Source organism: Amycolatopsis ultiminotia (genome assembly GCF_039536925.1).
GTDB lineage: Bacteria > Actinomycetota > Actinomycetes > Mycobacteriales > Pseudonocardiaceae > Amycolatopsis > Amycolatopsis ultiminotia.
This window is the reverse complement of sequence record NZ_BAAAZN010000014.1, coordinates 1-23,073: the sequence shown is the minus strand read 5'-3', so window position 1 is coordinate 23,073 and position 23,073 is coordinate 1. Positions and strand designations below refer to the sequence as shown.

General features: G+C 72.2%; 23 protein-coding genes. 11 read left to right on the top strand and 12 right to left on the bottom strand.

The genetic code is table 11. From position 1 onward, the window contains the following. The first annotated feature begins 19 nt into the window (after positions 1–19). On the top strand, positions 20–1,039 hold the full coding sequence (locus ABD793_RS28340; RefSeq protein ID WP_344865431.1) for an LLM class flavin-dependent oxidoreductase: 1,020 nt from the start codon (positions 20–22) through the stop codon (positions 1,037–1,039). Here ABD793_RS28340 and ABD793_RS28335 read toward each other — a convergent pair whose 3' ends face one another. Then, entirely contained in the window at positions 1,040–1,972 is a 933-nt protein-coding gene (locus ABD793_RS28335) for a LysR family transcriptional regulator (RefSeq protein ID WP_344865429.1), read from the bottom strand. An 84-nt stretch (positions 1,973–2,056) separates the two neighbouring features. On the opposite strand from ABD793_RS28335, the gene ABD793_RS28330 reads away from it, so the two are divergent. Then, positions 2,057–3,364, top strand: coding sequence for an aspartate aminotransferase family protein (locus ABD793_RS28330; RefSeq protein ID WP_344865427.1), 1,308 nt, complete (start codon positions 2,057–2,059; stop codon positions 3,362–3,364). Between the two features lie 8 nt (positions 3,365–3,372). Here the strand turns inward: ABD793_RS28330 and ABD793_RS28325 are convergent, their stop codons facing one another. The 5 genes from ABD793_RS28325 to ABD793_RS28305 form a co-directional block, all read right to left on the bottom strand. After that, the gene (locus ABD793_RS28325; protein ID WP_344865423.1) at positions 3,373–4,146 is read right to left on the bottom strand and encodes an SDR family NAD(P)-dependent oxidoreductase; all 774 of its coding nucleotides are present in this window, start codon (positions 4,144–4,146) and stop codon (positions 3,373–3,375) included. A gap of 85 nt (positions 4,147–4,231) precedes the next feature. Next, positions 4,232–5,044, bottom strand: coding sequence for a GH25 family lysozyme (locus ABD793_RS28320; RefSeq protein ID WP_344865421.1), 813 nt, complete (start codon positions 5,042–5,044; stop codon positions 4,232–4,234). An 812-nt stretch (positions 5,045–5,856) separates the two neighbouring features. Then, on the bottom strand, positions 5,857–7,068 hold the full coding sequence (locus tag ABD793_RS28315) for a CaiB/BaiF CoA transferase family protein (RefSeq protein ID WP_344865419.1): 1,212 nt from the start codon (positions 7,066–7,068) through the stop codon (positions 5,857–5,859). Between the two features lie 338 nt (positions 7,069–7,406). Continuing rightward, a complete protein-coding gene (locus tag ABD793_RS28310) occupies positions 7,407–9,257 on the bottom strand; it encodes an FUSC family protein (protein ID WP_344865417.1) in 1,851 nt (616 codons plus the stop codon). 74 nt (positions 9,258–9,331) lie between these two features. Then, a complete protein-coding gene (locus ABD793_RS28305) occupies positions 9,332–10,516 on the bottom strand; it encodes an FAD-dependent monooxygenase (protein WP_344865415.1) in 1,185 nt (394 codons plus the stop codon). A 137-nt stretch (positions 10,517–10,653) separates the two neighbouring features. Here ABD793_RS28305 and ABD793_RS28300 point away from each other — a divergent pair, with 137 nt between their 5' ends. Then, a complete protein-coding gene (locus tag ABD793_RS28300; RefSeq protein ID WP_344865413.1) occupies positions 10,654–11,133 on the top strand; it encodes a MarR family winged helix-turn-helix transcriptional regulator in 480 nt (159 codons plus the stop codon). 67 nt (positions 11,134–11,200) lie between these two features. Further along, the gene (locus ABD793_RS28295) at positions 11,201–12,268 is read left to right on the top strand and encodes a zinc-binding metallopeptidase family protein (protein WP_344865411.1); all 1,068 of its coding nucleotides are present in this window, start codon (positions 11,201–11,203) and stop codon (positions 12,266–12,268) included. Between the two features lie 4 nt (positions 12,269–12,272). Here ABD793_RS28295 and ku read toward each other — a convergent pair whose 3' ends face one another. Next, the gene (gene ku / locus ABD793_RS28290; RefSeq protein ID WP_344865409.1) at positions 12,273–13,220 is read right to left on the bottom strand and encodes a non-homologous end joining protein Ku; all 948 of its coding nucleotides are present in this window, start codon (positions 13,218–13,220) and stop codon (positions 12,273–12,275) included. Between the two features lie 90 nt (positions 13,221–13,310). On the opposite strand from ku, the gene ABD793_RS28285 reads away from it, so the two are divergent. Next, entirely contained in the window at positions 13,311–14,285 is a 975-nt protein-coding gene (locus tag ABD793_RS28285) for a pirin family protein (RefSeq protein WP_344865407.1), read from the top strand. A 192-nt stretch (positions 14,286–14,477) separates the two neighbouring features. Here ABD793_RS28285 and ABD793_RS28280 read toward each other — a convergent pair whose 3' ends face one another. After that, on the bottom strand, positions 14,478–15,428 hold the full coding sequence (locus ABD793_RS28280) for a phosphatase PAP2 family protein (protein ID WP_344865405.1): 951 nt from the start codon (positions 15,426–15,428) through the stop codon (positions 14,478–14,480). A gap of 110 nt (positions 15,429–15,538) precedes the next feature. On the opposite strand from ABD793_RS28280, the gene ABD793_RS28275 reads away from it, so the two are divergent. Genes ABD793_RS28275 through ABD793_RS28265 form a run of 3 tightly spaced genes read left to right on the top strand, consistent with a single transcriptional unit; the run spans position 15,539 to position 18,152 of the window. After that, positions 15,539–16,225 carry a response regulator gene (locus tag ABD793_RS28275; RefSeq protein WP_344865403.1) on the top strand — a complete coding sequence of 229 codons (687 nt, stop codon included), beginning with the start codon at positions 15,539–15,541 and terminating at the stop codon, positions 16,223–16,225. A 59-nt stretch (positions 16,226–16,284) separates the two neighbouring features. Beyond that, positions 16,285–17,643, top strand: a complete 1,359-nt coding sequence (locus ABD793_RS28270) for an ATP-binding protein (RefSeq protein WP_425548788.1) — start codon at positions 16,285–16,287, stop codon at positions 17,641–17,643. Further along, positions 17,640–18,152 carry a hypothetical protein gene (locus tag ABD793_RS28265; RefSeq protein WP_344865401.1) on the top strand — a complete coding sequence of 171 codons (513 nt, stop codon included), beginning with the start codon at positions 17,640–17,642 and terminating at the stop codon, positions 18,150–18,152. The genes ABD793_RS28270 and ABD793_RS28265 overlap by 4 nt, the downstream gene beginning before the upstream one ends. A 6-nt stretch (positions 18,153–18,158) precedes the next feature. Here ABD793_RS28265 and ABD793_RS28260 read toward each other — a convergent pair whose 3' ends face one another. Then, positions 18,159–18,752 carry a TetR/AcrR family transcriptional regulator gene (locus tag ABD793_RS28260; protein ID WP_344865399.1) on the bottom strand — a complete coding sequence of 198 codons (594 nt, stop codon included), beginning with the start codon at positions 18,750–18,752 and terminating at the stop codon, positions 18,159–18,161. Between the two features lie 54 nt (positions 18,753–18,806). On the opposite strand from ABD793_RS28260, the gene ABD793_RS28255 reads away from it, so the two are divergent. After that, entirely contained in the window at positions 18,807–20,042 is a 1,236-nt protein-coding gene (locus tag ABD793_RS28255; RefSeq protein ID WP_344865397.1) for an FAD-dependent oxidoreductase, read from the top strand. On the opposite strand, the gene ABD793_RS28250 is transcribed toward ABD793_RS28255, so the two are convergent. Continuing rightward, positions 20,030–20,599 (bottom strand): NADPH-dependent FMN reductase, encoded by a 570-nt coding sequence (locus ABD793_RS28250; protein WP_344865395.1) that lies wholly within the window; start codon positions 20,597–20,599, stop codon positions 20,030–20,032. The genes ABD793_RS28255 and ABD793_RS28250 overlap by 13 nt on opposite strands. A gap of 91 nt (positions 20,600–20,690) precedes the next feature. On the opposite strand from ABD793_RS28250, the gene soxR reads away from it, so the two are divergent. Further along, complete coding sequence (gene soxR, locus ABD793_RS28245) at positions 20,691–21,158, top strand: redox-sensitive transcriptional activator SoxR (protein ID WP_344865393.1); 468 nt, start codon at positions 20,691–20,693, stop codon at positions 21,156–21,158. A 450-nt stretch (positions 21,159–21,608) separates the two neighbouring features. On the opposite strand, the gene ABD793_RS28240 is transcribed toward soxR, so the two are convergent. Continuing rightward, a complete protein-coding gene (locus tag ABD793_RS28240) occupies positions 21,609–22,115 on the bottom strand; it encodes a mycothiol transferase (protein ID WP_344865391.1) in 507 nt (168 codons plus the stop codon). 150 nt (positions 22,116–22,265) lie between these two features. On the opposite strand from ABD793_RS28240, the gene ABD793_RS28235 reads away from it, so the two are divergent. After that, complete coding sequence (locus tag ABD793_RS28235) at positions 22,266–22,415, top strand: hypothetical protein (protein ID WP_344865389.1); 150 nt, start codon at positions 22,266–22,268, stop codon at positions 22,413–22,415. On the opposite strand, the gene ABD793_RS28230 is transcribed toward ABD793_RS28235, so the two are convergent. Then, the gene (locus ABD793_RS28230; RefSeq protein WP_344865387.1) at positions 22,390–22,854 is read right to left on the bottom strand and encodes a DUF6314 family protein; all 465 of its coding nucleotides are present in this window, start codon (positions 22,852–22,854) and stop codon (positions 22,390–22,392) included. The genes ABD793_RS28235 and ABD793_RS28230 overlap by 26 nt on opposite strands. Between the last annotated feature and the right edge of the window lie 219 nt (positions 22,855–23,073).

Here is a 23,073-nt window from a genome sequence, read left to right as displayed (position 1 = left end):
CGTCCGGGTCGCGCTCCGGATGGGGGAAGATGAGCCGGTGGTGGACACCCAGCAGCAGGCGGTACGGATTTCCGTGCTGGACACCTCGCCGATCGTGGCGGGATCGACCGCGCGGCAGGCGTTGCACAACACGGTGGATCTCGCCGTGCTCGCCGACGGACTCGGCTACCACCGGTACTGGTCGGCCGAGCACCACGGGATGGCCGGGGTGGCGAGTTCGGCGCCCGCGGTCGTCGCCGGACGGCTCGCCGACGCGACGCGCCGGTTGCGGGTCGGTTCGGGCGGTGTGCTGCTGGCGCACCACCCGCCGATCGTGGTGGCCGAGCAGTTCGGCACGCTGGCCGCGTTCCACCCCGGACGGATCGACCTCGGCCTCGGCCGTGCGCTCGGCGGTTCCCGGCGGGCCGCGGACGCCGTGCGCGAGGAACGCGAGCCGACCGCGACGAGTTTCGCGGACCGGATCGCGGAACTGCTCGGCTATTTCGACCAGGACCGGCCGGTGCGCGCGACCCCGGCAGCCGGGAACGTGCCCGCCTTCTGGCTGCTCGGATCGAGCACGGCGAGTGCCCGGCTGGCCGGCTCGCTGGGCCTGGCCTACGCATTCGCCCGGCACCTCAACCCCGACGAAGCGGGGCAAGCACTTCGGGCCTACCGCACGGCGTTCCGGCCGGTGCGGCTCAGCACGCCGACCACGTTGGTCAGCGTGGCCGTGATCGCGGCAGGCACCGACGAGCGCGCCGAATGGCTCGCCGGCCCCACCCGGCGGAAGACCTCGCTGCGCCTGCGTGGTGACCGGATCCTCCTGCCCCCGCCCGAAGAAGCCGCGGCCCGGCCCGAAGCCGATCGGGCCGCGGCCGCCGCACACACCCGCGGGCTCGTCGTGGGCTCCCCGCAGACCGTGCGGGAGCGGCTGCAGGCGGTGCTCGACGAAACCGGCACCGGGGAACTGATGATCACCACCCCGGTGCACGGCCATGCCGACCGGCGCACGTCCTTCGAACTGGTTGCCACCGTGGCGAAACAGCTCGTCGGCCGCTGATCATTCCGGTCCGGCGCCGCGGCGGTCCGGTGTGGACAGTTCGGGGATCTCCGGGTGGTCGCGCAAGGCCGCGACGACCGCGTTCACCGCTGCACGCTTCGTACCACCCCGCCGCACCACGACGGTGATATTGCGGTGCACCGGCGGGCTCAGCTCCCGGGTGAGCACCGCGTGGTCCGGGGTGACCGCCAGCGCGGGCAGCAACGCGATCGAGGCACCCGATTCGACGTGCCGCAGCTGCATCAGGCAGTTGCCGAACCGGCAGGCGACCCGGGGTTCGAAACCCGCCTCCCGGCACAGCCGGGTGGTCAGCTCCGCCATGTAGGACCGCGGCCGGTCGCACGCCCACATCTCCTCCGCGCAGGTCGCCAGGCTCACCGCCGTCCGGCGGGCGAGCCGGTGCCCCGGCGGCAGCACCAGCACGACCGGATCCGTGCCGAGCGGGATGATCTCGAGATCGGTGCCCCAGGAGAGCCCGGGATAGTCGGTGGTGGTGACGATGACGTCCACCTCGCCCGCGCGCAGCGCCGCACCGCTCTCGTGCGGCTCCGATTCGACCAGTTCGACGTGCAGGTGCGGATGCGTGGTGGCGAGCCGGGCCGCGGCAGGCACCGCGAGCGGGAACACCGCGCTCTGGAACGCACCGAGCCGGACGGTGCCGATCGGCTCGTCGTTCAGCGCCCGCAGCTCGTCCTCGGCCGCGGCCATCTGGTCGAGGATTTCGCGGCCGCGGCGGGCCAGCAGCAGCCCGGCCGGGGTCAGCCGCACCCGCCTGCCGCTGCGCTCCAGCAACCGGCAGCGGGTCTCGGTCTCCAGCACGGCCAGCTGCTGGGACACCGTGGACGCGCTCAGGTGCAGGGTTTCCGCGACCGCGCGCACGGTCCCGACCGTTTCCAGCTGGCTGAGCAGCCGCAACCGCCAGGAACTGAGCATGGCCGCGATTGTACGGTTTTCCCGAACAGCTCGGTAAGATCTGTGCGATAGACGCGTGCAGCGCGAGTACTTACCGTCGAGGACATGGATTTCGAGTCAGCCGGCCCCGAACGGCACCTCATCCGCTACTCCGGCCACGCCGGGTTCACCCCCGAGGTGATCGCCTCCGCGGCGGGCACCTCGGTGTTCACCGAGAGCGGCCGGGAACTGCTCGATTTCACCTCCGGCCAGATGAGCGCCATCCTCGGGCACTCGCACCCGGCGATCGTGGCGACCCTGCGCGAGCAGGTCGGCCACCTCGACCACCTGCACAGCAGCATGCTCAGCCGTCCGGTCGTGGAACTGGCCGAACGGCTCGCGGGCACGCTGCCGGAGCCGCTGTCGAAGGCACTGCTGCTGACCACCGGGGCGGAATCGAACGAGGCCGCGGTGCGGATGGCGAAGCTCGTCACCGGCAAGTACGAGGTCGTGTCGTTCGCCCGGTCCTGGCACGGTATGACGCTGGCCGCCGCGAACGCCACCTACAGCGCCGGACGGCGCGGCTACGGCCCGTCCGCGCCGGGCAACTTCGCGCTGCCGGTCCCGCACCGCCACCACCCCGACATCGTCGACGCGAACGGCGAACTCGACTGGCGCCGCCAGCTCGACCTCGGGTTCGAGCTGATCGACGCCCAGTCCGTCGGCAGCCTGGCCGCCTGCCTGGTCGAGCCGATCCTCAGCTCCGGCGGCATCATCGAGCTGCCGCCCGGGTACCTCGCCGCGCTCGCGGACAAGTGCCGGGAACGGGACATGCTGCTGATCGTCGACGAGGCACAGACCGGCCTGTGCCGCACCGGCGACTGGTACGCCTTCGAGCACGAGGGGGTCGTGCCGGACATCCTCACGCTGTCGAAGACGCTCGGGGCGGGGCTGCCGCTGGCCGCCGTGCTGACCAGCCCGGAAATCGAGCAGCGCGCGCACGAACGGGGATTCCTGTTCTTCACCACCCACGTGAACGACCCGCTGCCCGCTGCGGTCGGCAACACCGTGCTCGACGTGCTGTCCGGTGAACGGATGGCCGAACAGGCCCGGCAGCGCGGCGCGCACCTGCGCACCCATCTCGACAAACTGCTGGCCGACCACGAGGTCGTCGGGGACGTCCGCGGCCGCGGGCTGCTGCTCGGCGTGGAACTGGCCGGCGACGACGTACTCGGCACGGGCGGCGCCGACCGGCTCGGCGCGGCGGTCACCCAGCGCTGCTTCGAACTGGGCCTGCACATGAACATCGTGCAGCTGCCCGGCATGGGCGGGATCTTCCGGATCGCGCCCCCGCTGACCGCGACCGAGGACGAGCTGTCCCGCGGGGCCGCGATCCTCGACGAGGCGCTCACCGATGCGGCCCGCGCGCTCTGAGTTCCGGTTCAGCGCAGGTGCAGGCCGCCGTTCGCGTCCCAGCAGGCGCCGGTGACCGAGGCGGCCGCGGGCGAGGCGAGCAGGGCGACCGTCGAGGCGATGAACGCCGGGTCGCCGAGCCTGCCGACCGGGATGCCCCGGACGTAGTCCGCGAGGTTTTCCTCGCCGATGATCGCCCGCACCGCCGGACTGTCCTGTGGCCCCGGCGAAACCGCGTTCACGGTGACCCCGTGCGGCGCGAGCTCGCGGGCGAAGACCTTGGTCGCGGAAAGGATCGCGCCCTTCGACGACGCGTAGTGCCCGCCGGTGGCGGTCCCGCCGTTCTGTCCGGCCAGTGAGGCGAGGTTGACGATCCGGCCGTAACCCTGCTTCGCGAAGTACGCGCCGAAGAGCTGGCAGGCCTGGAAAGTACCGGTGAGGTTGACCGCCATGACCTCGTCGAGTTCCTCGCGGGTGATCTCCAGCAGTGACTTGGCCTGGGTGCGCGCGGCGTTGTTGACCAGGACGTGCACCTCGCCGAAGTCCGCGCACAGGCCGGACAGCAACCCTTCCAGCGCGGCGCGATCGCGTACGTCGACGCCGTAACCCCGTGCGGTGGCAGCGGTCGCGTCGAGTTCTCCGGCCAGCGCCGCGGCTGCCGCGGCGTCGACATCGGCGACTGCGACGCGGTAGCCGTCGGCGTGCAGGCGGCGTGCGATGAACTCGCCCAGCCCGTTCGCGCCACCGGTGACCACCGCGACCTGCCCGGTGGACTCGCCTTCCGCGCCAGGTGACCCAGCCATGCAACCCCTTTCGCCTGCCGGGCCCACAGTAGCCGCCGGGCCGGCGCGGCCGGGGAGCCCGTCACCGGACTCCCCGGCCCCGGGCTCAGCCGTTGGCCAGTGCCTTCAACCGGTCCGCACCGGCGCTGAAGTAGTCCTGGTCGAGCGGCGTCGAGGTGTACTGCCAGAACGTGTAGAAGCCCCAGTGGTACGGCAGGGTGCCCGCGGACGAGGCGTAGCGCGCGACCCAGAGCGGGTTCGTCGCGCTGAAGTCGCCCTTGTTGCCGGTGCACTCCGACCACCAGCTGGTCGCCGTGTAGATCACCGGCCAGCGGGTGGTCTTCTTGTGGTACTCGTCGCTGAACGCCTTGATCCACGACACCATCGCCGCCTGGCTCAGGCCGTAGCAGTCCGAACTCGGCCCCCACTCGATGTCCAGGGTGCCCGGCAGCGTCTTGCCGTCCTTGGACCAGCCGCCGCCGTGCGCGACGAAGTAATCCGCCTGCGCTGCGCCGCCGGAGGTGTCCGGCCGCGCGTAGTGGTAGGCGCCGCGGATCATGCCGACCTTGTACGAACCGTCGTACTGCTGGCTGAAGTCGGGGTTCTGGTAGCCGGTGCCCTCGGTCGCCTTGACGTAGGCGAACTTCTTGCCCTGCTTCCAGTACGACGCCCAGTCCACCGAGCCCTGGTAGCTGCTCACGTCGATCCCGGGCGTGGTCGCCTCGGCCGAGGCGGGGGCGGGCGCACCGGCGTCGCCCTCGTGCGCCCGGATGGACGCACCCATCTGGTGGTTGTCCGGGCTTTCACCCGGCGCGGCGGCGGCGGTCGTGGCAGTCGTCGCGGTCGCCACGAGCAGGGTGGCGGCAGCGGCGAGCACGGCGCCGGCCAGGCGCCTTCTCCCCCAGTGTGCTGCTGACATGACAGGTCCTTTCTGGTGCCCTCGCGAAGCACGCCACCCGGTCAGGTGACGCGCGGACCTGATTCTGTTACAGCAGGTACGACAATGTCACTGCTCCACGTGAACCAATCTCGCATGCTCTTGGTAGTTGGTGGGGCGTTTGCGTAGTTCCGGCGCTCCCGGCACCCGGCGCCGCCGGACGGGCCGGCTTTTTCCGGAGAACGCCCGGGTTACCGGGATCCCCCGGCTCGGCGTCCGGCGGATGTCGAGCCGGCGAAGAACCAGGAAAGCCGTCCGCGCGCTCACTGCCACACTGACCGCGATACTCGTCGCCGATCTCGGCGGGGGGGGCGAGCAGCGCACAAGCCATCCCGAGCATTCCGGCCCCGGAGCGCCACTGCTGCATTTCAACCGCGCCTACGGGGCGTTCGACCGCGAACAGCCGACGCCGTCGACCATTCCGCCGCCGGTAACCGTTTTCGCGGGCCGGGCCCGACCCGCCCTCCGCCAAGGGCGGGCCGGGGGTCTGGTGCGGCCTGCTGCACTCCCTGGCACTCGGCGAGAGCGCCGCTGCAGGAGCAGCCCGCCAGTCGCGGCGCGCGTGTTCCACCGACGGCCCGACTCTCAGCCCCCGACTCGGCGGAGGCAACAGTGCGCACGCAACAGTGCACGCAAGGACAGCGAAACAGAGACAAGCACGCCGGAATCAGACAAGACCAGACAACGCGCGACCCGGATGACACCCGACTGGCCACAGTGGACACTCACCGAACGCGATCATCGCCTTACCGGAATGGCGGTACCGTTCGGCTTCGGTATCTGCCGGGTGGAGTTTACCGGGACTGCTCGGCGATCCCGCGCCGCAGATAGTCGTCGGCGTCCACTCCGGACTCTTCGAGCAGCGCACGGGTGTGCGCCCCGAGTGCGGGTACATCGCCCATGCGTGCCTCGACATCGGCGAACGTCACCGGTGGCAGGAGCGCCTCGACGCGGGCGTGTTCGGTTCCGATGGTGCGCCAGCGGTCTCGGGCACGCAGCTGCGGATGCGCCACGACGTCGTCGACGTCCTTCAGCTGCGCCGCGGGAATCCCGGCGGCGGCCAGCCGTGCGTCGAGTTCGGCGGTGCTCCATCGGGACGTCGCGGCCGCCACCACCGCGTCGCACTCCGCACGGTGCCGGACCCGCTCGACATTGGTGGCGAACCGTGGATCGGCGGCGAGATCCGGCAGTTCGAGCACGGAGGTGACGAGCGTGCGCCAGCCGTGGTCGTTCTGCACGCCGATGAGCATCTGCCCGTCGCGCGTCGGGTAGGCGTCGTAGGGCGCGATCGAACTGTGGCTCAGCCCCATCCGCGCGGGCTGGATCCCGGTGTGCATCCCGCTGTAGAGCGCGTACCCCATCCACTCCACGGTCGCCTCGAACATGGAGATCTCGACCGCCGCGCCGACCCCGGTCCGCCACCGGCGCAGCAGTGCGGCCAGCACCGCCTGCACGCAGTACATGCCGGCCGCGATGTCGGAGGTGGGGATGCCGGTCTTCACCGGGGTCTGCGGGGTGCCGGTGATCGCGATCAGCCCCGCCTCGGCCTGCACCAGCATGTCGTAGGCCTTGCGCTGCGCCATCGGCCCGCCGGAGCCGTAACCGGACAGGTCGGCCACGACCAGTTCCGGCCGCGCCGCCCGCAGCTCCGCCGCACCGAACCCGAGCCGCGCGGCGGCACCCGGCGCGAGGTTCTGCACGACCACGTCGGCCCGGTCCACCAGGCGCCGCACGACCTCCCGCCCCTCGTCGGTCTTGAGGTCGACGGCAAGCGATTCCTTGCCCCGGTTGAGCCAGACGAAATGCGCGCCGCTGCCGTGCACGACGTGGTCGTAGTCGCGGGCGAAGTCGCCACGGCCGACGCGTTCCACCTTGATCACCCGCGCGCCGAGATCGGCCAGATGGCGGGTGGCCAGCGGGGCCGCGACGGCCTGTTCGATCGCCACGACCGTGATCCCGTCGAGCGGCCGGCCGGCATCCGGGGCGGCGGGAAGATCAGCAGCCATGCCCACCACTATGCCCCGATCGGCGCCGGCTCAGCCGTGCGGGACGCCCGGCGGGGACACGCCGGGCAGATCCGCGTGGCATGCGGATCCGACCGGTTCGGCGGGTTCGGCAGGCCACCGAGCCATCGGGCCATCGGGCCATCGGGCCAACGAGCCACCGGGCCACCGGGCCAACGAGCCAACGAGCCACCGGGTCAACGAGTCACCGAGCCAGCAGGCCATCGGGCCACCGAGTCAGCGGGTCAACGAGCCACCGAGCCAGCGGGTCAGCGGGTCAGCGAGCCACCGGACCACCGGACCACCGGACCACCGGACCACCGGGCCACCGGGCCACCGGGTCAACGAGTCACCGGGTCGGCGGCGAGCAGCTGCGCGCCGCCGCGGACCCGGCGCAGGTCGGCCAGTACGAGGTCGGCCAGCAGCCGGTCCTCCTCGTCGGCGGAGGGCGGCGGCTCGGGCGGATCCGCCCGTCCGGTCAGTGCCGCTGCGCTCGCCTCGGTGAACGCCGCCATCGCCGGGGACTGCGCACCGCGGCGTGCGAGGGCGCCTGCCGACGAAACGAGGCCACGCAACCCGTCCCCCACCTCGTCGAGCGCGTCGCGGTGGGACGGCTCGGGTTCCCGGCTGCCCGGTTCGGGGCTGAGCAGGTCCTGGGTCGTCCGCGCCGCGGCGCGGAACCGCAGGCCCACCTCGCGCTGTTCGGCCCCGCCGCGCAAGCGGGCCGCGACCACGGAAAGCAACGCCTCCCCCGCCTCGACCGCGGCCGAGAACCGCTGCGCCACCGAAGGTTTCGGCACGCCGGGCACCGCGGCGAAGCCGAACAGCAGGCCGATCACCACCGCCAGCGCGACCAGCAGCAGGTACTCCACGAGGGTGGACACCGCGTCCAGGTGGCGGGTGGTCGCGTTCACGCCCACCGCCATCAGCACCACGCAGCCGTTGAACACCATGGGTTTCACCTGCATGAACGGGAATCCGACGAGCAGCGCGACGATCCCCAGCGGCAGCAGCGCGGACTGCGGGAGCAGCCACAGCGCGAGCGCCAGCACCACCGCACCTGCCACCGCGCCCGCGCCGCGCTGCCAGGCCTTGGTCAGGGTGTCCCGCCATTCCGGCTGCATGATGGCGAACGTCGTCATCAGGAACGAGACGGTCAGCGGATCCCCCGGCCGGAACGCGGCGACCAGCACCGCGACCAGCATGCCGAGCGCGCAGCGCACGGCGTGGCGCAGCTGCACCGAGCGCCAGGACAGCGCGCCGCCCGCCTCCTGCCGCAGCGCCTGCCTGACCAGATGCCGTGGGAAGTCCACTGTGGACCTATCGCGGGTGGTCGCGGCGGTGCGGATCTCGGCCAACATGGTCCAGACCTCGTCCAGCAACGTCGTGGTGTCGCCGGGCAGCGCGACCTCCGGGTCCACCCGCTCGATCTCCGGTGGCTCGGCCGGGACCTGTTTGGCCCGCACCGTTTCGGCGAGTGCCACGAACTGCGCCTCCACCACGTCGAGCACCCGGGTCAGTTCGTCGGCCTGCGCCTGCTCGAACACGCGAAGTCGCTCTCGCAGCGTGATGACCGTGCCGTGGCCGCGGGCGGTCGCCGTGAGCACCCGCGCCTGCCAGGCGTGCGGCCGATCGGCCAGCCACAGCCGCAACGCACGCTCCGCGGCGTCGCGATCCGGTCCGGCCAGCGCGTCGGCGAGCGCGGTCCGGACCGGTTTGCCGGGATCGGCGATGCCCATCAGCAGCCGCAGCACGAAGACCACGCCGACGGCCAGCGCGGGCGCGCCGACGATCTGCGCCGTGCTCGCCGAGCCGCTGAGCTGGAAGCCGTAGCCGAACACCGACGCCATGCCCAGTCCGAGGCCCACGGTCACGAATCGCGGGCCGAGCGCGGGCAGCAGACCCGCCACGAACACGATGACCACGAGCAGCGCGATCGCTCCGGCAGACGACACCTGGCCGAGCAGCCGCGGTCCGGCGCCGCCCACCACGACCGCGGGGGCGAAGGCGGCCAGCAGCTTCAGGTCCGCGCGCAACGGACCGCCGGAAGCGGCGAGGAAACAGAACAGCGCGGTGAGCCCGGCCAGCACCGCGGTGCCGCCGAGCCCGAGCGCCGCACCGAGCCCGGCCGTACCGCCGACCACCAGCAGGATCACGACCATCATCCCGCCGCCGCGGGCCAGAGCGTTCATGCCTGCCCTTTCTCCTCGGTGATCATCTCCGGGCAGCTTTCCACGGGTGCCCGCACGGCACCTCCCGGGGCCGTTCAGATGCCGGCCGGCTCCGGGGGCAGGACCAGCATCGAGGTCGCCGCCCGGAGGTCCGCCCCGGACACCTCCCCGGCGGTCTGCAGAGCGGTGTTGCGGGCGGCGAGTTCCTCGTCGGTGCGCGGGGACAGCAGCAGCGGGCCGGCCGCGGCCAGCGCCTGGTTGCACGCGACGTACTCGCGGGTCTCGTTCTCCCAGGCGGCGAAGGCGTCCGGATGGTCCAGTCCGGACAGTTGGCGGGCGAGCAGATAAGCACCCACGAGCGCGATGCTGGAACCCTGGCCGGAGAAGAACGACGGCGCATAGGCGGCGTCGCCGACGAGCGCGACCCGCCCCTTGGACCACACCGGCAGGTGGATCTGGCTGACCACGTCGAAGAACAGATCGTCCGCCGAGCGCATCGCCTCGACCATCCGCGGGACCTGCCAGCCGGCACCGGCGAACCGGGCGGCGACCAGATCGCGTTGCGCCGCCGGGTCGGCAAAGGCGTGCAACGGCGGCGCTTCGGCGAGCGCGAAGTTCAGGAATCCGTGCACGCTGTCCCGCTCGCCCGTCGAGAAGAGGATCGCGCTGCGCCCCGGCACGTTCCACACCACCGCCTCATGCGAAAGGCCGAGGAAGTTCGGCATCGTGAAACCCGCGAAGCAGTAGCCGAGGTACCGGTGGAACTGCTCCTCCGGCCCGAACACCAGCGCACGTGTGCCGGAGTGGAGGCCGTCGGCGCCGAGCACGAGGTCGAACGTGCGCTGCAGGCCGCTGCGGAAGCTCACCTCGACCCCGCCCCGGCGATCGTCCAGCGAGGCGATCGCGTCGGAGAACCGGAACTCGACCCGGTCACGGACCGCGCCGTAGAGCAGCTCGGTGAGCTCGCCCCGGCGGATCTCGACGTCGCGGCCGGTCACGGAGCCGGTCGCGGTATCGGAATCGACCGCCCCGACCGGCGCCCCCGCGGCGTCGAGGAACGAGATCCGCCCGGTCGCCACGTGCCGGTCGCGCAGCTGCGGCAGCAGGCCCATCCGGTGCACCACCTCGATCGCGGTGCCCCGGACGTCGATCGGGTACCCGCCGCCGCGCACGGTCGCCGCCTTCTCCACCACGGTCACGTCGAAGCCGTGGCGGTCCAGCCAGTACGCCAGCGTCGGCCCGGCAATGCTCGCCCCCGAGATCAGCACGGACTTGGCCATCGTTCCCCGCTCTCCCCCTCGGCGGGCACTGAATGCCTACCTTAGGTATCCTTTTTCCGGGCGATCGCCACCGGTGAACGGCGATCGCGATGGGTTATATATATACCTAAGTTAGGTAACTAATCAAGGGTGGTCCGATGGATTCCGATCGCGCGCTGCTGGCCGAGCTGCTCCCCCGGCTGACCCAGCTGAGCCGGACGTTCAACCGCGGCAGGCTGGTCGAGCACGCGATCACGGCGAGCGGGCTCGGCCTCGACCAGCCGTCGGTGTCGATCCTGACCGCCCTGCAGCTGGCGGGCGAACCGCTGCGGATCGGCGAGATCGCGTCCCGGCTGCAGGTCGTCGGACCGCATGTCACCCGTCAGGTGCAGGCGCTGGAGAAACGCGGTCTGGTCCGGCGCGTGACCGATCCGGCCGACCAGCGCGCGCGGCTCATCGCACCCACCGACGCGGGAACGGCCGCGGCCGAGCAGTACTTCGGCACGATGCTGGGCTGGTTCACCGAAGCACTGGCCGGCTGGACCGCCGAGGACCGCTCCGCGCTGGGACGGTTGCTGGGCCGCTTTGTCGACGACCTGTCCGCCCGGATGGCCGCCCTCGACGACGAACCGCGCTGACCGTCGAGCGGCGAACCCCGATGCCCGGCCTGGGATCAAAAACCGTCCGGCTGGGTACCTGTGCCGCATGGAGGCCGACGAGGACCGGCACGACCGGGTCGACCAGGAAATCGGGGCGCTCGCCGGACCGTTGTGGGCATTCGCCCTCGACCGGTCCGGACCTCGCGCCGACGGCGATCTGGCCCGCGCCGGATTCACCGTGACCCGGGAATCCCGGGGCCTGCTCGCGAGATGCGGCGAAGGCAGGCCGTGCGTGGCGTTCCGGCTCCCCGGCGACACCCGTCCGGAGCTGGGGCACAACGTGCTCACCGCGGCCGTGCTCGGTGCCGCACTCGCCACCGCGCGGATCACCTCGGGGGAACCGGGTTCGGTGCTGGTGACCGAGGGCGTCCCGGTGCCCGGTGCGGACGAGGTGGACGCGGCGCTGACCTTCCGGGCCGGCGTGCACACCTGGTCGTGGGCACCGCTGGCCGCCCGCACCGAGCTGCGGGTGAGCGTGCAGGGACGGTCCGGGCCGGCCACCGACGCGCTGGCCGGGCTGGTCCAGACCTTCACCGCGGTCGCCGCGCTGCGGTCCCGGCTGGCGGCGGGCACGTCCGTGCAGGGCATCGTGACCCACGGCGGCGAATCCACCGACGCGGTGCCCGAGTTCGCCGAGGCGCGGTTCGGCCTGCGCGCACCCGCCACCGCGGCGCTGGACCGGCTGGTCGCCGACGTGACCGCGGCCGCCGAAGGTGCGGCGCTGGCCACCGGCACGAAGGCCGTGGTCGAGCGGATCGGCCCGGACCACTCGCACTTCCGCGAAAACCCGGTGCTCTCCGCGCGCTTCGCCACACATCTGGCGGCCTGCGGCATCCATTCGACACCACCCGAACCGGGCGGGTCCCCGGGCTGGTCGGAGGTCGGCGACGTGAGCGTCCGCGTGCCGACGCTGCACCCGTCGGTCGCGATCCTCGATCCGGACCACGCGGTGGGCACGCCGGAGTTCGCCGCCGCCGCGGTGTCCGCACGGGCCCGTTCGGTGCTGCTTGCGACCGGCGCCGCGCTGGCCCGCACGGCAGTGGACCTGCTCGCGCACCCGGCACTGGTCAGCCAGGCGTGGGACGGCTTCACCGCGCGGAGCAGGCAGGAATGACCCGTCAGGACGCGCGCAGTGCCGCCTCCAGGTCCTTCCGGGTCATCTTCGACCGGCCCTTGATGTCCCGTTTCCGCGCGAGTTCGCCGAGTTCCGACTTCGACAGCCCGGCCAGGTCCGGCGTCCGCTTCTGCTTGCTGTTCTTCGTGTTCTTCCCGCCACCGCCGCGGCGTTTCCCGTTGCCCCGTTCCAGGCTCCGCTCCAGGGCCTGGAACAGGTCGACCACCTTGGTCGACTCCGCAGGCTCCTGCTCCGGGGTCACCGTCTCGCCCGCCTTCTTCGCCTCGATCAGCTCGCGCACGCGGTCGGTGTAGGTGTCGCGGTATTCGTCCGGCCGCCACGGCTCGGTCATCGCGTCGATCAGCCGGACCGCCATGTCGAGTTCCTTGCCGCGTCCGGTGGCCGGTTTCGGCAGGTCCGGCAGATCCTTTTCCGGGTCCCGCAGGTCGGCGGCGAAGTGCAGGGTGTTGAGCACGAGCACGTCCTCGCCCGCACGGACCGCCGCGAGGTACTGCTTTCCGCGCAACACGAACTTCGCGATACCCGCCTTGGCCGTCTTCTGCATCGCGGCCAGCAGCAGGGCGTAGGGCTTGTCGAACTCGGCGGAGGCCGGCGCGAGCCAGTAGGTCTTGTCGAAGAACATCGGATCGATCTCGGAGAGGTCGGCGAAGGCCTCCACGTCCAGCGATGTGGACCGGCCGGGGGCGATCTCGTCCAGTTCCTCCGGTTCGATCAGCACGTACTCGGCACCGCCGAGTTCGTACCCCTTGACGATGTCGGAGTAGCCGACCTCCTTGCCGGTGCGCTCGTTCACCCGGCGGTAGCGGATGCGGTCACTGGTGCCGCGTTCGAACTGCCGGAAGTGCACGGTGTGGTCGGCCACCGCGGAGTAGAGCTGCACCGGCACGGTGACCAGGCCGAAGGTCAGTGAACCACGCCACACGGGCCGCATCGGGTACTCCTTTCCCGCGACTTCCACGGTGGAGTACCCCGTCCCGGGCGGCGGCTATCGTGGCAGGGAGGAAAACCCCGGGAGGGCCCAGTGAGCAACGTCGAGACCGAGCCCGCCGAACTCGCCTGCGGCGCCGGCCCTGCCGGACCGGGCCGGGTCGAGGTGCTCGAAGCCCGTTCGGTGCCGCTCGGCGGACCACGGGCGATGCCCGTGCGCCGGACGCTGCCGCAGCGCAAACGTTCCCTCATCGGCGCCTGGTGCTTCGCCGACCACTACGGCCCGGTCGATCCGGCGACCGGCGGCGGGATGTCGGTCGGGCCGCATCCGCACACCGGGCTGCAGACGGTCAGCTGGCTGTTCGCCGGCGAGATCGAGCACCGCGACAGCCTCGGCTCGCACGCGCTGGTCCGGCCGGGCGAGCTGAACCTGATGACCGGTGGCCACGGGATCTGCCACGAGGAGGTGTCCACACCGGAAACCAGCACGCTGCACGGGGTCCAGCTCTGGGTCGCGCTGCCGGAGGAGCATCGGCACACCCGGCGCGACTTCCGGCACTACGCTCCCCCGGTCACCGAACTCCCCGGTGCGACCGCGCGGGTCTTCCTCGGCACCCTCGCGGGCGAGACCTCGCCGGTCCGCACGTACTCCCCGCTGCTGGGTGCGGAACTGGTCCTCGAGCCCGGTGCGAACCTCGCTCTGGTGGCCGACCCGGCGTTCGAACACGGCGTGCTGGTGGACCTCGGCGAGGTCACCTTTGCCGGCACGCGGCTGGGCAGCACCCGGCTCGGCTACCTCGGCACCGGCGAGTCGACCCTGGACCTGCACAACCCCGGCCCGGAGCCGGCCCGCGTGCTGCTGCTGGGCGGTCCGCCGTTCGGCGAGGAAATCCTGATGTGGTGGAACTTCGTCGCCCGCAGCCACGAGGAAATCGTGCAGTTCCGCGAAGAATGGGAAGCCGGCGCGGCCCGATTCGGCGCGGTCGCCCCGCACCCGGGCGGCCCGGCCCGGCTGCCTGCGCCCGCGCTCCCGGCCGTGCGGATCAAGCCGCGCGGCAATCCGGCCTGAGACACCCGGCCCGGGGCGATCCGCGGTCGCGCGGTCCGGCGTTTCGGTCCGCCCCGGCTCAGCCAGGGCGTGTCCGGCAACGCCGGGGTCCAGCTGGGCACGGCGGGCAGGACGACCGCTGATCGGCAGCCGACGGCGAGCTTGTCGTGCGGGCCCGGCCGCGTCCGGCCCGGCGGATCCGCGGGCGCCGCATCAGGTGCCGGAACACCGGCGCGTCCCCGGCCGGCCGGCGATCCGGGTCCGGGCGCCGGACGGGTCGAAGTTCACCCGGCGCAGCGGGCCGGCGGCCAGCAGCAGCACTGCCGTCGTACCGAGTGCGGCCAGTACCAGTGCGGCGCCGAAGCGGGCCGCACCGGAGGTCGCCGACGACAGGATCGCGTAGCCGCCGAGCACCACGGCGGCCGGTCCGGCCAGCGCGATCGTGGTGGCCACCGGCGGGATCCGCCTGCCGTCCGGGCGGCGGGCCGAGACGACCGCCGCACCGGCGCACACCACCGCAGCCACCAGCAGTCCGCCGCCCAAGGTGTCCGACAGCCGGTGCCAGCCCAGTGCGACGGTCGCCGCGGCCACCCAGGCGACGCCGGGCGCGCCCAGTGCGAGCACCCAGGTCCGGAACCTCGCGGGCAGCACCACGGCCAGCGCGAAGACCACCGCGGTCGCCGCGGCCACGTGCCCGCTCGGGAAGCTGTTGTGGCCCGGCACGCCGGAGCCGTCCGTACCGGGTGGGCGTTCGAGCACGTAGAGCTTGAGCAGCTGAGCGGCGGCCAGCGGCGAGAGGAACAACACCAGCGTGGTCACGCCGAGTGCGAACCGCCCGCGCACCAGCGCCAGCAGCGCCACCACGAGCCCGGCCGCGCCCAGCACCACGACCAGGTCGACGTCCCGCAACGGTTGCGCCCAGTCCACAATGGACCTGTCGATAGCCTGGGCACTGTGCACGACCCCGTCCTCGGCCAGCTGGCCGCCCGCGGTGTGCACGAACAGCAGATAGGCCACGGCGAACGCGATCGTGCACCCGGCCGCCGCCGCGACGAGCACGGCGGTGCGCCACGTCCGCGGCCCGGCCAGCGGCGAACGGGCGGAGGCGCGCGGGAGCGGTAGGGGCGTCGTGCGGGAAGCCGGGCCGGGAGTCATCACTGCCATGTCCCCGACCATGGCTTCCGGATTTCGGCATCTCGTCCGGGCTGTGTCATGGTTGTGCAACAAGATCGGCCCGGTTCGCCGGTGCGCCGGGTTTTCCGAATAATGGCCGCGTGGCAGTGGTGCTGGTGGTGGAAGACGACGCGGCCGTGCGCGAGGGCCTTGAGCTGGCGTTGCGCAGGCAGCGGCACACCGTGCACACGGCGGCGTCCGGTGAGCACGGCGTGGCGCTGCTGCGCGAGCATCCCGCGGAGATCGTGGTGCTCGACCTGATGCTGCCGGGCATGGACGGGTTCGAGACCTGCCGCCGGATGCGCACGCTGGGCGAGGTGCCGATCATCATGCTCACCGCGCGCAGCGACGACTTCGACGTGGTCGCCGGGCTCGAAGCGGGGGCGGACGACTACGTGGTGAAACCGGTCGAGCCGCGGGTGCTGGACGCCCGGATCCGCGCGGTGCTGCGGCGCGCCGCCGTCGACCGCGACGCCCGCCCCGGCAGCACCGAACGGCACGGCGACCTGGAAATCGACCGGGCCGGGATGCTGGTGCACAAGAACGGCGATCCGGTCGCGCTCACCCCGACCGAACTGAAGCTGCTGCTGGAACTTTCGCGTTCGCCCGGCCAGGTGCACAGCCGCCGGCAGCTGCTCACCGCGGTGTGGGGGCACGACTACCTCGGCGATTCCCGGCTGGTCGACGCCTGTGTGCAGCGGCTGCGGGCGAAGATCGAGGAGGTGCCCGCACAGCCCGGCCACGTGCAGACCGTGCGCGGATTCGGGTACCGGTTCGGCCGCTCGTGACGCGGCTGCGGCTGTGGCGGGCCGGTCTGCGGCCACGGCTGGTCCTGTGGTTCGCGGCGATGACGCTCGTCGGCGCCGCGGCCGCGGCCGGCGCAAGCTACGTCTCGGCACGCACCACGATCCTGGCCGGCGTGCAGGACCCGGCGATGGTCCAGCTGCGCGACCAGGTCACCGCCTACCTGCCGCAGATGACGCTGCCGCCGGACCAGCAGCAGCTGGACAACCTGGCCGGCAACCTCAAGGGCGTCACCACGGCGGTGTACCGGCAGATGCACTCGCGCTCCGGCCTGGCCACTGCGAAGCTGCCCGGCGAGCTGCGCACGCAGGTCGCCGGGGGCGACACCATCCAGTTCCAGCGGGTGGTCACCGACGGCACCCCGGAGCTGCTGATCGGCATGCCGGTGCTGCAGACCGGCGGCGACGGCCGCAGGCAGCACACCGGTGTCGAGGTCTACCAGCTGGTGTCGCTGGCCGAGCAGCAGGCCTCGATCGAGCAGCTTGCGGTGCGGGCGTGGCAGATGGCTGCGCTGGCCCTGCCGATCGCGGTCGTGCTGGCGCTGGTGGCCGCCCGGCAGGTGCTGCGGCCGGTGCGCGCGCTGAGCGTCGCCGCGCGCAAGCTCGGCCACGGACAGCTCGACGTGCGATTGCCCGCCAAGGGCTCGGATGAGCTGGCCCAGCTGGTGACCACGTTCAACAGCACCGCTGCCGAGCTGGAGCGCACCGTCGGCTCACTGCGCGCGATGGAAGCCGACGCGCGGCGGTTCGTCGCCGACGTGTCGCACGAGCTGCGCACGCCACTGGCCGCGATGAACGCGGTCACCGACGTGCTCGACGAAGACGCCGGGCAGCTGCCTGCCGACACCGCGATCGCCGCCCGCCTGGTGTCGGCCGAGACGCACCGGCTCACCCGGCTCGTGCAGGACCTCGTCGAGATCTCCCGGTTCGACGCCGGCCGTGCCGAACTGCGGACCGAGGAGGCGGACGTGGCCGAGGTGGTGGCCGGCAGCCTGGCCGCACGGGGGTGGTCGGGCACCGACGGGATCGAGACCGACCTGCCGCCGGGCATCACCGCCGGTCTCGACGCGCGCCGCCTGGACCTCGTGGTGGCCAACCTCGTGGGCAACGCGCTCCGGCACGGCGCTGCGCCGGTCGGCATCCGGCTGACCGCGGACGAGGAAGCGGTGTCGCTGGCGGTCACCGATCACGGTCCCGGCATCCCGGAGGACGTGCTGCCGCACGTGTTCGACCGGTTCACCAAGGCGGACACGGCACGGGCCCGCTCCGAGGGCAGCGGCCTCGGCCTGTCCATCGCACGGGAGAACGCCCGGCTGCACGGCGGCGACATCGAAGCTGCGAACACCGGCACCGGCGCGCGGTTCACGCTCCGGCTGCCCCGCGTCGCCCCGGAGACCCGATGAAGCACACCGCGCACCGTTCGCGTGCCGTACTCGCCGTGCTGATCGCCGTGCTGGCGGGCGCGGCCGGGTGCGGGGTGCAGCCGACCGGCGTGATCCCGGCAGGCCCGGCGCCGGCCGGATTCGAAACCGGCCGCCGCGACAGCCAGCTGACGCTGTACTTCCGCTTCGACGGCCGGCTCTCCCCGGTCGAACGGCACCAGGCTGCCGCGGTCTCCCCGGAGGCCGCGGTGAAGGAGCTCTTCCGCGGCCCGACCGCGGCGGAATCCGCCAAGGGGTACACCTCGATGCTGCCGTACGGCACCGGCACCCCGTCCGTCGACACTACGAGCAACCCGGTCACGGTGACCGTGCCGTACCCGCTGAAGGCGCTCTATCCAGGTGGCCTTGACCAGGTCGTGTGCACCACGATGGCCGCACTGTCCGCGTCCGGGCAGGCGAACGCGGTGTACGGCGTCTCCGTGAAGACCTCGGACGCCCGGCTGGACAACGTGCGCTGCGGGACGTTCTGAACCCGGTCAGGCGCGCGGCAGGAAGCCGTGCACCGCACGGTCCACAATGTCCAGTACCAGTTCCGTCGTACTGCGGTCACCGGGAAGCCGGCGCAGCGCGGCCTCCAGCGCACCCAGCACGGCGCCGGTGAGTGCGGCCGCCTCCACGCGATCCAACTGCGGCGCACACGTTTCGCAGAGCTTTTCCGCCCAGCGGTCGCCCACCGCCGCGTTGCGCAGCAGGTAACCGGCACGCAGTGCGGGCACGGTGGCGAGCAGCCGGGTCCGCACCACGGTGAGCGGATGGTCCAGCGGGAAACTCCACGCGTCCGCACCTGCCAGCGCGTGCACGGTCCGCTTGACGAGGTCGGCGACGGGTTCGGCGGGCTCCGCGGTGGCGAACACCTCGTCCAGCACCTCGTCGTAGACGGGCTGGTCGGCGAACACCACCTCCTCCTTGGTCACGAAGTAGTTGAAGAACGTCGCGGGCGAGACCCCGGCCCGCGCAGCGATCCCGGCGACGGTGGTGGCGTCGTAGCCGTCCTCGTCGAACAGCGTCAGCGCGGCCTCGATCAGCGCCTGGCGCGTCCGCCGCTTCTTCTCTTCCCGCAACCCGGCCATGGCGGAAAGTCTACATCTGCTCTAATATTAGAGAGACTCTAAGATTGGGGAACGATGGAGCCGACGGGATGCGTGGTCGCCGGGGGCGGCCCGGCCGGGGTGCTGCTCGGGCTGCTGCTGGCCCGCGCCGGGATCGAGGTGGTGGTGCTGGAGAAGCACCGGGATTTCCTGCGGGATTTCCGCGGTGACACGGTGCACCCGTCGACCCTGCGGCTGCTCGACGAACTGGGCCTCGGCACCCGGTTCGCCGGGTTGTCGCGATCGGTGCTGGACCGGATGCGGATGCAGATCGCCGGCGAGACGCTGGTGGCCGCCGATTTCACCCGGCTGCGCGGACCGCACCGGCACCTCGCGATGGTTCCCCAGTCGGAGTTCCTCGGCCTGCTGGCCGAAGCCGGTGCCGCCGAACCGGCGTTCTCGCTGCGGATGAGCTCGGACGTACTGGGCCTGCGCCGGGAGAACGGCCGGGTCTGCGGGGTCCGCTACCGCGACGCGAGCGGGCAGATCCGGGAACTCGCCGCACCGCTCACGGTCGGCTGCGACGGACGGTGGTCCACAGTGGCCGGAGAACTCGGGCTGCGGATGCGCTCGTTCGCCGTGCCGATGGACGTGTGGCAGGTGCGGGTGCCGAAGGCCGGACCGGGCGAGAAGGGGGTGTTCGCCCGGTTCGGCCCCGGCTACGCGTCGGTGACCATGGACCGCGGCGACTACTACCAGACCTCCTACCTCATCCCCCGCGGACAGGACGCACGGCTACGCGCGGAGGGCATCGAGCGGTTCCGCGACCGGCTCGGCGCACTGTTCGGCTGGACGCCCGCACAACTGGCCGCGGTGCGCTCGTGGGACGACGTGAAACTGCTGGAGGTCACCATGGGCATGCGGGAACGCTGGCACGCGCCGGGAGCGCTGTGCATCGGCGACGCAGCCCACCCGATGTCCCCGGTCGGCGGCGTCGGGGTGAACCTCGCGGTGCAGGACGCCGTCGCGACCGCCACCCTGCTCGCCGGCCCGCTGCGCGCCGGCGAAGTCACCACCGCACAGCTGGCCGCGGTGCGCCGCCGCCGGCTGCTACCGACCGTCGCCGTGCAAGCGAACCAGCGAAGCGAACACGATCTGCTGCTGCGCCCGGCACTGGCCGGCACCCTCGACCGGCTACCGCTGCCGATGCGCGTGCTGCGGCGTTTTCCCGTGCTGTCCGGGATCACCGCCTACCTCGGCGGCGTCGGCGTGCGCCCGGAGCACGCGCCGGCGTTCGCTCGTCGATCCACAGTGGACGATCACGCCGGATAGGCACGCACCGTCCGTGCGTCCCGCAGCGCACGGGCCCACCACTCGACCTGGTCGAGCAGGACCTTCGCCGCGGTTTCGGTGGCCGCGGTGTCGACCGGTGCGCCGTCTTCGTCGAACCGGACGTGCGCACCGTGGAAACTCACGGTGTCGCGAATGGTCACCGCGTGCAGTTCGGCGAAAACCGCGCGCAGGTGCTCCACCGCGCGCAGACCGCCCGAGAGTCCGCCGTAGGAGACGAACGCAACCGGTTTCGCCTGCCACTGCGGGTGGAACCAGTCGACCACGTTCTTCAGCGCGGCCGGATAGCTGTGGTTGTACTCCGGCGTGATCACCACGAAGCCGTCCGCCTCCGAGAGGCGGGTGGCGAGCGGACCCGCGTGCGGGGCGGATCCGGACATCGCGAGCGGCAGATCGACGTCCGCGAGGTCGATCACGTCGGCCGCGAATCCGCCGTGCCGGTGCACCTCGCGGGCGAACCAGCGCGCGACCGTCGGCGCGAACCGTCCTTCCCGGACACTGCCGACGAGCACGGCGAGCCGGACGGGAGCTTCGGACACGGTGTTCTCCTTTCCCGGGCTGACACGGTTTGCCACCCGGGGACGAGTCTCGAACTTCAAGCTCCCTTGAAGTCAAGGGTATCCTTTCCGCATGGCGAAGACGGAACTGCCCGAGCTGACCGTGGGCGAACTTTCCCGGCGCAGCGGCGTACCCGCGTCGGCGCTGCGGTTCTACGAGGACGAGCGGCTGATCCGCAGCCGCCGCACGGCGGGCAACCAGCGCCGTTACCGCAGGGACACGCTGCGCCGGGTCACGTTCATCCGGATGTCGCAGCGGGTGGGCATGCCACTTGCGCAGATCCGCACGGTGCTCGGCCTGCTGCCCGACGACCGCACCCCGAACCGCACCGACTGGGCCCGGATCTCGCACTGCTGGCGCGCCGACCTGGACGAGCGGATCCGGCAGCTGGAACAACTACGGGACCAGCTGACCGGCTGCATCGGCTGCGGCTGCATGTCACTGACCACCTGCCGGCTGGCCAACCCCGGCGACGAGCTCGGCCGGCACGGCCCCGGCCCGCAACGCCTGCCCGACCACCGCGGCACGGAATACGCCTAGCGTCGCCCCGGTACGCAGGACGGCAGCAAGGGCTGGGTTCCGCCGATCGGGACCGGACGGTTCAGCGAGGTGCTCGCACCTGCTCTCTTGGACACCGAGCGTGCCGGTCCCGGTGCCCGGGAACGCCGCTCAGCAGACTGCCCGGGTGGGTTCCCGCCCGGCTTCGCGCGCCGGTAGCCCGGCGAGGCTCAGTGGGTCGCTCGCGTACGGGTGGGTTCCCGTCCGGATTTCCCTTGCCGGTATCCCTGGCTTCCGCAGGCTGCTCGTACGGCCTTGCTCAGCGTGGACGCGGTTGCGCAGCCCCGGAAACGCTCGCAGCTCAGCGGGTTTGCGCGCGTACGGGTGGGTTCCCGCCCGGTTCCGGCGGTGTGGAAGCCGTGCCGGGTGGGTTCCCGCCCGGTTCCGGCGGTGTGGAAGCCGTGCCGGGTGGATTCGCCGGTCCGCGTGAGGTCAGTCCTCCAGCAGGCCGCGCACGTAGGCGGCCTGCCCGGCGTGTTGCAGGTCGTCGGCGAGGACGCTGACCAGCCGTACCCCGAGTGTCACCGGCGGGTCCCAGTGTTCGTCGACCACACGGCCGAGGTCCGAGCCGGAGAGCCCGGCGATCCAGCCGAGGGTGTGCTCGTGCACCGCGTCGTAGTAGCCGGTCAGCAGATCCGGCTCGGTGATCCGGACTGCGGCGACGTCCTCGCTGCGGTGCCCGTACCCGATGTCCGCGGGCGGGAAGGGCAGGCCGAACCGCCGGTGCCAGTCCTGGCCGGTCCAGATCTGTTCGGTGCCCGCGACGCCCGCGACGTGGTCGTCCTGCACCCGGGCGAGGTGCCAGACCAGCCAGGAGATCGAGTTGGCGTCCGGTCCGGGCCGGGCGACGAGCAGATCGCCGGAGAGCCCGTCGACCGCCTGGTGCACGACTTCCCGGATCCGGCCGAAGCCGTCCACGACCAGATCGGCCACGTTCATCCGTGTTCCTCCTCGGGTTCGCCTCCGCGGATGACTACCCCGGCGCGGCAGCAGGCAAACCGGCCGGCACACCGTCTATTTCGGACCTGCGGGCGGGCGGCGGGATCGGGTATCGTCGGCAGTGCACGCCCGGCGAAGGGAGAAACCCTCGTGGCGACCGGCTCGCCCCGCTTGCTACCCGGCTTCGGTGACATCGCGGGCGTCCCGATTCCCGGCTGGGCGGGCACGCTCATCGCCGCGGTGTGCATCCTGTCGGCGATCGTGGTGCTGCTGGTCATCCTGCGCAACCGGCGCCGGTGAGCGGCCGGCTCTCGTCCCTGGTGAACCGGCTGGTGATCACGTGGTCCTTGGCCGGACCCCGCACGACCCACTCCTGCCGCCAGTTCCCCCGGTCGAGCACACGGTAGGACCCGCGGTAGAAATCGTCCCGGCAGGGATGCCCGGCGACCCATTCCCCGGTGGTGAGGTCGAGGTCGTGGAAGAACCCGCCGTGGTCGAAGTGCACCGCGGCCAGCCCGTCGCCGGCGATCCGGTAGTGCAGCGTCCGGGTGAACGGCCCGGTGTGCGTACCGAGCCGCATCTGCCCGTCCTCGCGGTAGACGAGCACCCCGTCCTCGAGCGTGAACACCGCCCGCCCGCCGGCCCGCCCCATCGCGGCCCCGTCGACCCCGGCGATCTCCCGCTCGAGCCGCCACCCCCCGGCGAAGTACCCGGCGAGATCGGTGATCGGAAAAGCCACCACCCCATTGTGCGCCCGCCCCGACCCGAAACCCACGCCGGCCCGCCCCGGCCCACATCCGAACTCACCGGTCACCAGCCACAGGGCGCGGGGCGCGGGTCGCCGGGCGCGGGGCGCGTGGGCGGTGGCGCGGGTCGCCGGTCGCCGGTCGCCGGTCGCCGGTCGCGGGTCACCGGGCGCGGGTCACGGGTCGTGTGGGCGGTGGCGCGGGGCGCGGGG

Bases quoted from the DNA above. Each gene is read 5' to 3' on its own strand.
- ABD793_RS28340 (WP_344865431.1), top strand. From the start codon at position 20: ATGGGGGAAGATGAGCCGGTGGTGGACACCCAGCAGCAGGCGGTACGG.
- ABD793_RS28335 (WP_344865429.1), bottom strand. From the start codon at position 1,972: ATGCTCAGTTCCTGGCGGTTGCGGCTGCTCAGCCAGCTGGAAACGGTC.
- ABD793_RS28330 (WP_344865427.1), top strand. From the start codon at position 2,057: ATGGATTTCGAGTCAGCCGGCCCCGAACGGCACCTCATCCGCTACTCC.
- ABD793_RS28325 (WP_344865423.1), bottom strand. From the start codon at position 4,146: ATGGCTGGGTCACCTGGCGCGGAAGGCGAGTCCACCGGGCAGGTCGCG.
- ABD793_RS28320 (WP_344865421.1), bottom strand. From the start codon at position 5,044: ATGTCAGCAGCACACTGGGGGAGAAGGCGCCTGGCCGGCGCCGTGCTC.
- ABD793_RS28315 (WP_344865419.1), bottom strand. From the start codon at position 7,068: ATGGCTGCTGATCTTCCCGCCGCCCCGGATGCCGGCCGGCCGCTCGAC.
- ABD793_RS28310 (WP_344865417.1), bottom strand. From the start codon at position 9,257: ATGAACGCTCTGGCCCGCGGCGGCGGGATGATGGTCGTGATCCTGCTG.
- ABD793_RS28305 (WP_344865415.1), bottom strand. From the start codon at position 10,516: ATGGCCAAGTCCGTGCTGATCTCGGGGGCGAGCATTGCCGGGCCGACG.
- ABD793_RS28300 (WP_344865413.1), top strand. From the start codon at position 10,654: ATGGATTCCGATCGCGCGCTGCTGGCCGAGCTGCTCCCCCGGCTGACC.
- ABD793_RS28295 (WP_344865411.1), top strand. From the start codon at position 11,201: ATGGAGGCCGACGAGGACCGGCACGACCGGGTCGACCAGGAAATCGGG.
- ku (WP_344865409.1), bottom strand. From the start codon at position 13,220: ATGCGGCCCGTGTGGCGTGGTTCACTGACCTTCGGCCTGGTCACCGTG.
- ABD793_RS28280 (WP_344865405.1), bottom strand. From the start codon at position 15,428: ATGGCAGTGATGACTCCCGGCCCGGCTTCCCGCACGACGCCCCTACCG.
- ABD793_RS28270 (WP_425548788.1), top strand. From the start codon at position 16,285: ATGACGCTCGTCGGCGCCGCGGCCGCGGCCGGCGCAAGCTACGTCTCG.
- ABD793_RS28265 (WP_344865401.1), top strand. From the start codon at position 17,640: ATGAAGCACACCGCGCACCGTTCGCGTGCCGTACTCGCCGTGCTGATC.
- ABD793_RS28260 (WP_344865399.1), bottom strand. From the start codon at position 18,752: ATGGCCGGGTTGCGGGAAGAGAAGAAGCGGCGGACGCGCCAGGCGCTG.
- ABD793_RS28255 (WP_344865397.1), top strand. From the start codon at position 18,807: ATGGAGCCGACGGGATGCGTGGTCGCCGGGGGCGGCCCGGCCGGGGTG.
- soxR (WP_344865393.1), top strand. From the start codon at position 20,691: ATGGCGAAGACGGAACTGCCCGAGCTGACCGTGGGCGAACTTTCCCGG.
- ABD793_RS28240 (WP_344865391.1), bottom strand. From the start codon at position 22,115: ATGAACGTGGCCGATCTGGTCGTGGACGGCTTCGGCCGGATCCGGGAA.